Below are 11348 nucleotides of genomic sequence, written 5' to 3'. Positions count from 1 at the left end.
GGGGTGTGGTCATGTTCGATCCGACAACGCTTGTAGGTTTCCATACATGGCTGAGCCTCGTCGGCATCGCGGCGGGGGTCGTGGTGGTCACGGGGCTGATCTCCGGGGCAGGGACTGCGCTTTGGACTTCCGTGTTCCTCATCACCGCCATCCTGACCAGCGTGACCGGATACTTCCTTCCCGCGAAGGGGCTGCAGCCGTCTCACATCGTTGGCGCTGTGGCGCTGCTGGTTCTCGCCCTGTCGCTCTATGCCCGCTTCGCCAAGCATCTGAACGGGCTCTGGCGCGCGGTTGATGCCTCAGCCCTGGTGGCGAGCCTTTATTTTCTGGTGTTCGTCGCCGTGGCTCAGGCATTCCTGAAAATACCGGCCCTAAACCGGCTTGCTCCCACAGGCGGGGAGCCGCCGTTCGCGATCGCACAAGGCTTGGTGCTCATCGTCTTCCTCGGCCTTGGCTATGCCGCCGTCCGGAAGAAGGGACAAATCAAGCGCGCCGCTCTTTGATGTTTCCAAGCGAGTGTTTCCAAGTGAAACCGGCGCCACCTGACAAACGGAAATCAGGGAGCGGGAGCGCGCCACCAAACTTCCGGCAACGTGCCATAGAGCGAAGGCGTCTCAGGACGGCGGATATATTTCCAGCGCGCAAGCCATTGGCCGGGCGCATGAAACAATGGCACATCGTAGGCGCCTGAGATCAGGACCCGGTCGAGCGCCCGCGAGGCGGTCTCAAGTTCCTCCCGGCTTTCCGCCGCCGCAAGCAGCGCGATGAGGCTGTCGGCTGCGGCGCTATGCATCCCCATGTAGTTGCGCGTGCCCTGAACGCCGGCGGCGTCCGAGCCGAAATAGAACGCCTGCTCATTGCCCGGTGACAGTGATTGCGACCAGGTGAACGGCACCATGTCGAAATCATAGGTGCTACGGCGCGCATCGAACTGCACCGGGTCCACCATGCGGATATTGGCCGTGATACCAGCCCGCCGAAGCTGGCTTGCGAACGCAAGGCACAGCCTCTCCTGCTCCCGCGTGACCACCATGATCTCGAATGTGAAGGATGCCCCATCCCCGGCATTCATCAGTTGCCCGTTTTTCAACGTCCAACCCGCCGCCCCCAGAAGATCAAGCGCGACCTTGAGACTGGCCCGGTCTCGCCCGGAGCCGTCCGAGACCGGGGGCGCATATGTTCCGGCCATCACATCCTCCCGGACAGAGCTGGGGTAGGGCGCGAGCAGGGCGCGCTCGGCGAGCGAGGCGGCGCGCCCCAGGGAAGACAGGTCCGAGCCGTCGAAGAAGCCGGCGGTCCTGGTGTAGAGGCCGTAATAGAAATTCCGATCGATCCAGGGAAAGTCGAACAGTTCGATGATCGCTCGCCGCACCCGCACATCCGCGAAGATCGGCCTGCGTGTATTGAAAACCAGAGCGAAATGCGGCCGTGGCAGCCGGGTTGGAATGACCTCTTTGATGACGTCCCCGTTGCGAACCGCGCCAAAATCATAGCCGGTCTTCCAGCGGGTCGGGTCGTTTTCGAATCGGGCATCCACCAAGCCGCGCTTAAAGGCCTCGAACTCGGTGTTGGCATCGCGGAAATAATCGAACCGAAGCTCACCGAAATTGTAGAGCCCCCGCGTCACCGGCAGGTCGGCGCCCCAATATGCGGCATTGCGGGCGAGCGTGACGCTGGCACCGGGATTGACCTGGGAGACCACATACGGCCCCGACCCCAGAGGAGGGGACAGGCTGGTCGAATCAAAATTTTCCTCATCCACGGCGTGACGGGCAAAAACCGGCATGAGGCCCATGATCAGGGGAAGCTCGCGGTCCGGTCCCTCAAATGTGAAACGCACAGCGCCTGGCCGCGGCGCCTCCGCGTGAGCCACCTTCGCGTAATAAAGTCGGTAGTTCGGACGCGCCTTTTCACGCAGCAGCCGCCAGGAAAAAAGCACATCTTCGGCCGTTACGGGTGTTCCGTCAGAGAAGCGGGCGCGAGGGTCGATAGTGAACTCCACATAGCTCCGCGCAGCATCGGTCTGCACCGTGCGGGCTAGCAATCCGTAGAGCGTGAAGGGTTCGTCATAGCTGCGAACCATCAGGCTTTCGATCACGTTTCCGCGCATGAAAGGCGTGGCGGAGCCTTTGACGATAAAGGGATTCAGGCTGTCGAACGTCCCCGAGACTGAGAGCGTCAGACGGCCGCCTTTCGGGGCGTCGGCCTGGGTGTACGGAAAGTGGCTGAAGTCCTCAGGAATGGCAGGGGCACCATGCATCGCGATGGCGTGCTGCGGCATGTCGGCGCCGCTGGCAGGTCGCAGGAGTGTCGGCAGAAACGCCACTGCAAACACGGACGCCATTGCGCCGACAGCCCACTTCATGCTTTCAACCTCCGTCCCGGCTACGCTGTCGTGCCAGGGCCGCAATTACAGTCAATCTAGCACGCGGCAAAGGTAAGGGCGGCGTCACCTTCTTGCCTCATTTGACACCGAGAGAGCCGGCGTTAAGAGGTTTCAGGCTCGCCGTCGCGTTTTTTCCTGGGCCTGGCGATTTGCACCACGGGGAAAGTTCCGGAATGACACAAGCCACTACCATGCGCCGCGTCGGCGGTCTGGCCGCCGTTGTGGTTGCGCTCGGCGTCGCCGGCAGCGCATTCGCGCAGGCCCAGACGGCCCCGGCCAAGCCCGCTCCCGCAAAGCCCGCCCAGGCGGCGCCCGCAGCCCCTCCGGCCGCAGCGCCGCAGCAGCAGCAAGCGGCACCTGCCCAGGGTGGCATGCCGGCTTCGGTCGCCGTGCCCGGCGTCAACACGCCCTGGACCAAGGTTTGCGGCAACGATCCCGGCAGCGGCAAGCAGATATGCATGACCACCCAGGACTTCACCGCCGAAACCGGCCAGCCGCTCGCGTCTGCCGGCATTCGGGAAATGAAGGACGATCCGAACAAGAAGTTCATCGTCTCGGTTCCGATCGGCATGCTCGTGCAGCCGGGCGCGCGCGTGATCCTGGATCAGCAGCCGCCGCTGGCGCTGAAGTATGAAATCTGCTTCCCCAACGGCTGCTTCGCCAGCTTGGACGTGAACGCGGAGTTCGTGGCCAAGCTCAAGAAGACCCAGAGCATCACCATTCAGGCGCTGCAGATGGGTGGCCGCACGCTGAACTTCCAGCTTCCCGCCAAGGACTTCGCGAAGGCTTATGACGGTGCGCCGTCTGATCCGAACGTGGTCGCCGCCGAGCGTCAGAAGCTCGCCGAAGAACTTCAGAAGCTTGCACAGAAGAAGGCGGAAGCCGCGGGCGGTGCTCCCGGTGCGACGCCCGCTGGCGCCCCGGCTCCGGCCGCCCCGGCGCGCTGACCGCTGATCACGCGCTTAAAAACGAAAGGGCGGTGCCTCGCGGCACCGCCCTTTTTGTTTGATGGCGGCCGTTGTGCAAATCAGAGCTTGAAGGGCACCACTGTCTGCGTCTGCACACCGAGGCGATCGACACCGACGCGCATCACGTCGCCGGCCTTCAGGTAGCGCGGCGGCTTCATGCCGAGGCCGACGCCGGGAGGCGTGCCGGTGGTGATGAGATCGCCCGGGTCCAGAACCATGAACTGGCTGACGTAGGAAACCACATGGGCGACGCCGAAGATGAAGGTCTTCGTCGAACCGTTCTGGACCCGCTCGCCGTTCACTTCCAGCCACATGGCGAGATCGGAGGTATCAGGCATCTCGTCTGCGGTAAGCAACCAGGGGCCGACGGGGCCGAAGGTTTCGTTGCTCTTGCCCTTGGTCCACTGACCGGACCGCTCGATCTGGAAATTGCGCTCGGACACGTCATTGCAGATCGCGTAGCCGGCGACGTGCTTCAAGGCATCAGCCTCGTCCACATAGCGGGCGCGGGCGCCGATGACGATCAGCAGTTCCACTTCCCAATCGAGCTTGGTGGAGCCGCGCGGGATCATCACGTCGTCGTCCGGCCCGCAGATGGAGTTCGGCGCCTTGTTGAACAGGATCGGCTCGGCGGGGATCGGCATGCCGGCTTCGGCGGCATGGTCCGCGAAGTTCAAGCCCACAGCCACAAAGTTGCCGGGCCGCGCGACGCAGGAGCCGAGCCGGACGCCCACGGGCGCCACAGGCAGTGTCGAGGGATCGACCGCTCTGAGGCGATCAAGGCCCTCAGGCGTCAGCACGTCGCCGGCAATGTCAGGGACGATCCCCGAGAGGTCGCGGATCGCGCCAGTTGAATCGATTAGGCCGGGCTTTTCCTGGCCGGGGGCACCGAAGCGGACCAGCTTCATGAAGGGATCTCCCTGGGTCTTGTTGACGACGGGCACGGCTGGCCCGCTCGGTCGGCAAGCTGGCGTGCGCGGCCGGTTTGGTCAATGGTCGCGACGCGAAGGAGCTGCATATTGGACCGATTGGCTGCACTGCTTTTGTTTTCGTTCGTGGCGGCGGTCTCGCCGGGACCGAACAATCTCATCTCAGCGAGTTCAGGTGCCCGCTTCGGCTTCGTGCGCACGCTTCCCCAGATGTTGGGCGTCACCTTCGGCTATCCGCTGATGCTGCTCGCGGTCGGACTGGGCCTGGGCGGATTGTTCGACCTGGCGCCCTGGCTGCACGCGGTGCTGAAGATCGTTGGCGCCGGTTATCTCCTGTATCTCGCATGGTCGCTGATTCGCGCGTCGGCTCCAGAAGCGGGTAAGGAACAGGCACGCCCTCCCGGCTTTCTCCAGACCGTCGCGTTCCAGTGGGTCAACCCAAAGGCCTGGACGGTTGCTCTCAGTGTGATTCCTGCATTTACCGATGCGCGGTCAGACATGCTGCCGCAAATACTGGTGATTGCCGGGGCGTTCGCGGCCACCGCGTTGCCCTCGGTTGGGATCTGGGCGCTATTCGGCGTCGCAATGTCGCGCATGCTTCAGGATGATCTGCAACGCCAACGCCTTAATGTGATTCTTGCTACTTTGGTGGCAGCCAGCATCGTCTTGCTGTTCTTGTGATTGTGCCTTGCAAACCATTCCATCTCGCGGGCGCGTCATAAAAGGGATACACGACTCCGGCTAATTCCGACAGAATGCTCCCAGGAAGCATTGCCGCATGATGAGGGACAGGACGTGACAGACAGCCCTGAACCCAGACACTTCCGTGCCTTGTTCATTTCAGACGTTCATCTTGGCACCAAGGGTGCCCAGGCAGACCTCCTTCTCGATTTCATGAAGTATCATGATGCCGACATTCTCTATCTCGTCGGCGATATCGTCGATGGATGGCGCCTTCGGACCTCGTGGTATTGGCCCCAGCAGCATAATGACGTGGTGCAGAAGCTGCTCCGCAAAGCCCGCAAGGGTGCCCGCATGGTCTATCTCCCGGGCAACCACGATGAGTTTCTCCGGGATTATTACGGTACCCATTTTGGTGGTATCGAAGTAGTTGAAACCATTATTCATGAAGCAGCGGACGGGAAAAAATATCTCGTCATCCACGGCGACGTGTTCGACGTCGTGGTGCGCCACGCCAAGTGGCTCGCCTTCCTGGGGGACGGTGCCTACACGTTCGCACTCGGCATAAACACCTACGTCAATCTCGTGCGCCGCAAGCTCGGCCTCACCTATTGGTCGCTCAGCCAATGGGCGAAGCTGAAGGTGAAGAATGCCGTCAATTATATCGGCAGCTTCGAGCAGGCGGTGGCGGACGAAGCCAAGCGGCACAAGGTAGACGGCGTGATCTGCGGCCACATCCACCACGCGATGATCCACGACCGGTTCGGCGTGCGCTACATCAATTGCGGCGACTGGGTCGAGAGCTGCACCGCCGTCGCCGAGCACGATGACGGCCGCATGGAAATCATTTGCTGGACCCGCCGCCAGCCCATGCTAAGCACTGAAGCTCCTCAAGCGGAGACCGCCCGCGCGGCTGCCTGATGCGCATCCTTGTGGCCACCGACGCGTGGCATCCTCAGATCAACGGTGTCGTTCGTTCGCTAGAGCACACGGCGCGCGAAGCTTCCCATCTCGGAGCTGAGTTGGAATTCCTGACCCCTCAGGAATTTCGTACGCTGCCGTTGCCGACCTATCAGGAAATCCGTCTGTCGCTGGCGACCCCGCGCATGATCATGCGCCGGATCGACGCGATGCAGCCCGACTTCGTGCATGTGGCGACCGAGGGGCCGCTCGGCATGCTGGTTCGGCGCGCCTGCATCGCGTCCAAGCGCACCTTCACCACCAGCTACCACACCAAGTTCCCGGAATATCTGTCCGCCCGCGTCCCTGTGCCCGAGCGCCTGACCTACGCCTGGCTGCGGAATTTCCACAATGCCGGTGGCGGCGTCATGGTCTCCACCGCGACGCTTGAGCGCGAATTGGACCAGCGCGGCTTCAAGCGCCTGATGCGCTGGTCACGCGGTGTGGATGCCGAGATGTTTCGCCCCCGGCCGGAGGTTGATCTTGGGCTGCCGAAGCCGATTTTCCTGTTTGTCGGGCGTGTGGCGGTGGAGAAGAATATAGAGGCATTCCTCGGCCTGGACCTCCCGGGCTCTAAGGTGGTGGTGGGCGGCGGTCCGGCGCTCGCAAGCTTGAAAGAACGTTATCCCGATGTGCATTTCCACGGGCCGAAAGAGGGCGAGGCGCTGGCCGAGGTCTATTCCGGCAGCGATGTCTTCGTGTTCCCCAGCCGCACTGATACGTTCGGCATTGTGCTCCTGGAGGGCCTCGCAAGCGGCCTCCCAGTTGCAGCCTATCCGGTGACGGGCCCCTTGGATGTGCTTGAAGGCGCCGATGAGCCCGTTGGTGTGCTCGACAATGATTTACGCACCGCATGCCTCAAGGCCCTGGAACTCTCGCCCCGCGCCGCGCGTGAGTTCGCGCTTAAGCACAGTTGGCGCGAATGCGCCCGTCAGTTTGTCGACAATGTCTTGATCGCGCACGACTTCGGGCCCATCGCACGCCGCTTTCGCTTATTGAGACGAGGTAGGCTAGCCTCCATCGCATGACCGACCGCAGCACCCCTCCCACCGCCGCAGATGTCGATGCCGCCGCGACCCGCCTGAAGGGGGTGGCCGTGCGCACGCCGCTCATCTCATCGCCGATTCTCGATGACGTGACCGGCGCCCGCGTGTTCCTGAAGCCAGAGACGCTCCAGCGCACCGGCTCGTTCAAATTTCGCGGCGCCTACAATCGCCTGGTCCAGATTCCGGCCGAGCGCCGCGCTGCCGGCGTCGTCGCCTGCTCGTCGGGCAATCATGCCCAGGGCGTAGCCGCTGCGGCAAAGTTACTGGGCATGCCAGCGGTCATCGTCATGCCGCGCGACGCGCCCGCCATGAAAATCCGCCGCACGCGCGAGCTGGGCGGCGAGGTGGTCGAATATGACCGCGTGACCGAGGACCGCGAGGCGATCGCCAGCCGAATTGCCATGGAGCGCGGTGCGATCTTCGTGCCGCCTTACGATGATCCGGACGTCATGGCGGGGCAGGGCACCGTCGGCCTCGAGATCGCAGAAGATCTGGCCACCCTCGGTCTGGTCCCTGATATCGTCTGCGCCAACGTCTCCGGCGGCGGGCTCATTTCCGGCATCGCTCTGGCGGTCAAGGCGCGCGCACCGAACGCGCGCATCGTCGCTGCCGAGCCGGCCGGCTTCGATGACCATGCCCGTTCGTTTCGCTCAGGCCATCGCGAGCGCAATCCCGCTGCGTCCGGCTCGTTCTGCGACGCATTGCTGGCCCCCACACCGGGGGTGATTACCTTCCCGGTTTCCCGCCGGCTGGTGGGCGAAGGCGTTTCCGCCACCGACGACGAAGTCGCCAAGGCCATCGGCTTCGCATTTCGGGAATTGAAGTTGGTGGTCGAGCCCGGCGGTGCAGTTGCGCTAGCCGCGCTGCTCAACGGCCGCCTGGACGCCAAGGGCAAGATCGTCGCCATCGTGCTTTCGGGCGGCAACGTCGATCCCGAGACGTTCGGGACCTGCATCACGGCCTGATCGAGGCGCCATGCACGAGGGCGCCTCAAGCGGCGAAAGCGGGCCGATTCGGCCGGTGCGGGTTGCCCTGGCATCGGCCTATGCCACGCTGTTCTTTTCGCTCGGCATCTACATGCCGTTTTTCCCGCTGTGGCTCACGGAGCGGGGCCTCACGCCCCAGGAGATCGGCGCGGCCATCGCCGTGCCCTTGTTCACCCGGCTTGCCGCGACGCCGCTGCTGGGACTTCTTTCCGATCGGCTGGGGCGCCCCAAGGCGCTGTTGGCGGCGCTTGCCCTCGCAACCTGCGTGATGATGACCGCGCTGGTGTTCTGCCGCACGACGACAGCTATCTATGTCGCGCTCGGCCTCGCCGCCATGGCCTGGAACCCCAGCTTCTCGCTGCTCGACGCCTACGCCACCCGGCAGGCGCGGGCGGGACGGGTGGATTATGGGCGCAGCCGGCTTTGGGGTTCGGCTTCCTTCGTGTTCGCCAACCTCGCGGGCGGCTTCCTGATCGCACGCACCGGCGCCCAAGCGGTGGTCGTGATGATGGTTCTCGGCCAACTCAGCTTCTTGGCGGCGATGCTTGTTCTGCCCGAACTGCGCCGCCCCCCGGTTCACGCCACCGCCCATCTCACCGTGCCGCGCGCCCGCGCGGTTCTGGTGCTCGGTGTTCTCGCCGCGGCACTGGTCCAGTCCAGTCATGCCACGCTCTACGCCTTCGCCTCCGTGCATTGGGCGCAGAACGGCCTCTCGCTCGGAACCATTGGCCTGCTCTGGGCGGTGGGGGTGATTTCTGAAATCATCCTGTTCCGCAACGGGACCAAGCTGGTGAAACGGTTCGGCCCTTTGCTGCTGTTGGGGGCGGGTGGCATTGTCGCAGTGGTGCGCTTCAGCGCGCTCGCGTTCGACCCGCCCTTCGCGATCCTGCTGCCGCTTCAGATCCTCCACGGCGCGACTTTCGGGGCGACCTATCTCGGGCTGGTGGACCTGGTGGCGCGTTTCACCCCGGAACACCGGGCAGGAACCGCCCAATCCATAGCCGGATGGACCGTGAGCCTCGCCATGTCCGGCGCAAGCTTCGCTTCCGGATTGTTATGGGTGTCGTTCGGACAAGACGCTTTCCTAGCCTCCGCCGCACTCGGGCTTTGTGGCGCGGGCCTCGCCGGCGCGGCGCGGCTGGCTCAGCCCCAGAGCGCGGGCGAGGGCGGAAAGACCGTCGCGCGATCATAGCGCAGCGCGTCCGCGCGATCGCTCGCCAGCAGCAAGGGGCCGTCCAGATCGACGATCTCGGCGCCCTGGGCCACGATCAGCGCCGGGGCCATGGCAAGCGACGACGCCAGCATGCAGCCGACCATGAGCGAGAACCCGCTGGCGCGCGCCTCCTCTGCCATGGCGAGCGCTTCGGTGAGGCCGCCGGTCTTGTCGAGCTTGATGTTCACCGCGTCATATCTGCCCCGCAGCCCCGCGAGGCTGCCCCGCGCATGAACGCTCTCGTCGGCGCAGACCGGAACCGGCCGTTTCATCTCAGCGAGGGCGGCGTCGGCATTCGCCGGCAAAGGCTGCTCAATCAGCTCGACGCCGGCGGCGTGGCACGCGGCGAAATTCTCGACGAGATTCGCCGGTGTCCATCCCTCGTTGGCATCGACGATCAGGCGTGTGTCCGGGACTGCACTTCGTATCGCAACCAGCCGTTCAGGATCGCCTTGCGCTCCGAGCTTCAGCTTAAGCAATGGCTGGCCGGACGCCTGTGCCGCCCGCGCCATCGCTTCCGGCGTGTCGAGGCTAAGCGTGAAAGCGGTAAGAAGCGGGTTCAGTGCGGTCAAACCGGCTTGCCGAAAAGCGGGGACGCCCGATCTCTTGGCCTCGATATCCCAGAATGCGCAATCAAGCGCATTTCGCGCCGCGCCTGCCGGTAGGCGACACTGCAGTGCCGCTCGGTCAAGACCGCCTGAAACCTCTGCGGCAAGGCCGCGCAGCAGATCGGCGACCCCCTGGGGTGTCTCGCCATAGCGCGGATAGGGCACGCACTCGCCCCGGCCTACGTGGCCCGCGTCGCGAATCTCGGCCACCACAACCACGGCCTCGGTCTTCGACCCGCGGGAAATCGTGAAAGTCCCGGCGATCGGGAAGCGTTCGATGCGCACTTGGAGCGTGGTCATTCGGTAAGCATGTGACACAATTGGAGGAATGGTCGCTCGAGAGCGGGGCCGGACAATTTTCCACCCTCGACGCCATTTGGCTGCCCGAGTATGACCATTGGGTGGCTCGCGCTCAAGCGAGTGCCTTGGACCGGAGTCGCAAGTGGCGTCTGCCTCGCTTCTCGATGTCAGCCTTGCGGGCGACGAACTGAAGGCGGTCGGCCACGGCACCTGGACGTCGGACCACGCCGATCTTCTTGAGCAGGCCGTTACCGAGATCACCCTCAAGCACGCCAAGCCGGCGCGGGCCGAGATCGACCTGTCCGGTGTCGACCGCATGGATACGTTCGGCGCCCTCCTGCTTGAGCGGCTGCGCCGGGCCTGGACCCGCGATGGGGTCGAGCCCCGCGTGATCGGGCTCAATCAACGCTACAGCGTGCTGATCCAGGAGATGAGCCGCACCGGGCACGAACCTATTCCGCCGGTGCGCCGTCGCCCCGGCACGGTTGAAGGGGTGGGGCGTAACGTCGTCGGCGTGGCCCACGATGCCTTCTCGCTGCTCAACTTCGTCGGCGCAATCATGATCGCTTGGCTGCGGACGCTGACGCGGCCCGCCACCTTTCGCTTCACCGCCATGGTCAATCAGGTTGATCGGGTCGGTCTGCGGGCGGTGCCGATCATCATCCTCATCACTTTTCTCATCGGCTGCATTCTGGCGCAGCAAGGCATTTTTCATTTCCGGCGCTTCGGCGCGGATATCTACGTGGTCGATATGGTCGGCGTGCTGGTGTTGCGCGAACTTGGGGTGCTGATCGTTTCGATCATGATCGCCGGCCGCTCCGGCAGCGCCTACACCGCCGAGCTTGGCTCCATGCGGATGCGCGAAGAGGTGGACGCCCTGCGCGTCATGGGCTTCGACCCGATCGAAATTCTTGTCATCCCCAGGCTTTCCGCGCTTCTGATCGCGCTGCCCTTGCTGACATTCATCGGCTCGATGTCTGCTCTGGTGGGCGGTGGCCTGGTGGCTTGGCTCTATGGCGGGATCGCGCCGGGGGTTTTCCTCGACCGATTGAAGGATGCGATCTCCATCGATCATTTCCTGGTTGGAATGATCAAGGCGCCATTCATGGCGGCCGTCATCGGCACCGTCGCCTGTATGGAGGGCCTACGGGTTGGAGGCAGTGCTGAATCGCTGGGCCAGCACACGACCGCATCGGTGGTAAAGGCGATCTTCCTGGTCATCGTCATGGACGGCATGTTCGCCATGTTCTTCGCATCGATCGATATGTGAG

The 11348-nt window shown here is 63.9% G+C and carries 11 protein-coding genes; 8 read left to right on the top strand and 3 right to left on the bottom strand.

Annotation, left to right across the window (positions count from 1 at the left end; translation table 11 throughout):
- The first annotated feature begins 11 nt into the window (after positions 1-11).
- Positions 12-503: a hypothetical protein gene (locus tag ADADO0_RS19065; protein WP_511306784.1), complete on the top strand. Its 492-nt coding sequence runs from the start codon at positions 12-14 to the stop codon at positions 501-503.
- A 53-nt stretch (positions 504-556) separates the two neighbouring features.
- Here ADADO0_RS19065 and ADADO0_RS19060 read toward each other — a convergent pair whose 3' ends face one another.
- Entirely contained in the window at positions 557-2365 is a 1809-nt protein-coding gene (locus ADADO0_RS19060; protein ID WP_511306783.1) for an extracellular solute-binding protein, read from the bottom strand.
- Between the two features lie 194 nt (positions 2366-2559).
- On the opposite strand from ADADO0_RS19060, the gene ADADO0_RS19055 reads away from it, so the two are divergent.
- On the top strand, positions 2560-3333 hold the full coding sequence (locus ADADO0_RS19055) for an invasion associated locus B family protein (RefSeq protein WP_511306782.1): 774 nt from the start codon (positions 2560-2562) through the stop codon (positions 3331-3333).
- An 80-nt stretch (positions 3334-3413) separates the two neighbouring features.
- Here ADADO0_RS19055 and ADADO0_RS19050 read toward each other — a convergent pair whose 3' ends face one another.
- Complete coding sequence (locus ADADO0_RS19050) at positions 3414-4262, bottom strand: fumarylacetoacetate hydrolase family protein (RefSeq protein ID WP_511306781.1); 849 nt, start codon at positions 4260-4262, stop codon at positions 3414-3416.
- Between the two features lie 111 nt (positions 4263-4373).
- Between ADADO0_RS19050 and ADADO0_RS19045 the strand changes: the two genes are divergently transcribed.
- The 5 genes from ADADO0_RS19045 (at position 4374) to ADADO0_RS19025 (ending at position 9148) form a co-directional block, all read left to right on the top strand.
- The gene (locus ADADO0_RS19045) at positions 4374-4964 is read left to right on the top strand and encodes a LysE family translocator (protein WP_511306780.1); all 591 of its coding nucleotides are present in this window, start codon (positions 4374-4376) and stop codon (positions 4962-4964) included.
- Positions 4965-5078: 114 nt separating this feature from the next.
- Entirely contained in the window at positions 5079-5885 is an 807-nt protein-coding gene (locus ADADO0_RS19040; RefSeq protein ID WP_511306779.1) for a UDP-2,3-diacylglucosamine diphosphatase, read from the top strand.
- Complete coding sequence (locus ADADO0_RS19035; protein WP_511306778.1) at positions 5885-6952, top strand: glycosyltransferase family 4 protein; 1068 nt, start codon at positions 5885-5887, stop codon at positions 6950-6952. Before ADADO0_RS19040 ends, ADADO0_RS19035 begins: the two co-directional genes overlap by 1 nt.
- Entirely contained in the window at positions 6949-7935 is a 987-nt protein-coding gene (locus tag ADADO0_RS19030; protein WP_511306777.1) for a threonine/serine dehydratase family protein, read from the top strand. Before ADADO0_RS19035 ends, ADADO0_RS19030 begins: the two co-directional genes overlap by 4 nt.
- Before the next feature lie 10 nt (positions 7936-7945).
- Positions 7946-9148, top strand: coding sequence for an MFS transporter (locus ADADO0_RS19025; RefSeq protein ID WP_511306776.1), 1203 nt, complete (start codon positions 7946-7948; stop codon positions 9146-9148).
- On the opposite strand, the gene dgcA is transcribed toward ADADO0_RS19025, so the two are convergent.
- Positions 9100-10077 (bottom strand): N-acetyl-D-Glu racemase DgcA, encoded by a 978-nt coding sequence (gene dgcA / locus ADADO0_RS19020; RefSeq protein ID WP_511306775.1) that lies wholly within the window; start codon positions 10075-10077, stop codon positions 9100-9102. The two genes, ADADO0_RS19025 and dgcA, sit on opposite strands and share 49 nt — an antisense overlap.
- A 142-nt stretch (positions 10078-10219) precedes the next feature.
- Between dgcA and ADADO0_RS19015 the strand changes: the two genes are divergently transcribed.
- Positions 10220-11347 (top strand): MlaE family lipid ABC transporter permease subunit, encoded by a 1128-nt coding sequence (locus ADADO0_RS19015; RefSeq protein ID WP_511306774.1) that lies wholly within the window; start codon positions 10220-10222, stop codon positions 11345-11347.
- Position 11348: the final 1 nt, after the last annotated feature.

The sequence above is a fragment of the Aquabacter sp. genome, assembly GCF_965279295.1.
In the GTDB taxonomy this organism is placed as follows: Bacteria; Pseudomonadota; Alphaproteobacteria; order Rhizobiales; family Xanthobacteraceae; genus Aquabacter.
The sequence above is the reverse complement of the archived record's forward strand: the minus strand, read 5'-3'. Positions and strand labels throughout refer to the sequence as shown.

Coding starts and splice junctions, on each gene's coding strand:
- ADADO0_RS19065 (WP_511306784.1), top strand. CDS start 12: ATGTTCGATCCGACAACGCTTGTAGGTTTCCATACATGGCTGAGCCTC.
- ADADO0_RS19060 (WP_511306783.1), bottom strand. CDS start 2,365: ATGAAGTGGGCTGTCGGCGCAATGGCGTCCGTGTTTGCAGTGGCGTTT.
- ADADO0_RS19055 (WP_511306782.1), top strand. CDS start 2,560: ATGACACAAGCCACTACCATGCGCCGCGTCGGCGGTCTGGCCGCCGTT.
- ADADO0_RS19050 (WP_511306781.1), bottom strand. CDS start 4,262: ATGAAGCTGGTCCGCTTCGGTGCCCCCGGCCAGGAAAAGCCCGGCCTA.
- ADADO0_RS19035 (WP_511306778.1), top strand. CDS start 5,885: ATGCGCATCCTTGTGGCCACCGACGCGTGGCATCCTCAGATCAACGGT.
- ADADO0_RS19030 (WP_511306777.1), top strand. CDS start 6,949: ATGACCGACCGCAGCACCCCTCCCACCGCCGCAGATGTCGATGCCGCC.
- ADADO0_RS19025 (WP_511306776.1), top strand. CDS start 7,946: ATGCACGAGGGCGCCTCAAGCGGCGAAAGCGGGCCGATTCGGCCGGTG.
- dgcA (WP_511306775.1), bottom strand. CDS start 10,077: ATGACCACGCTCCAAGTGCGCATCGAACGCTTCCCGATCGCCGGGACT.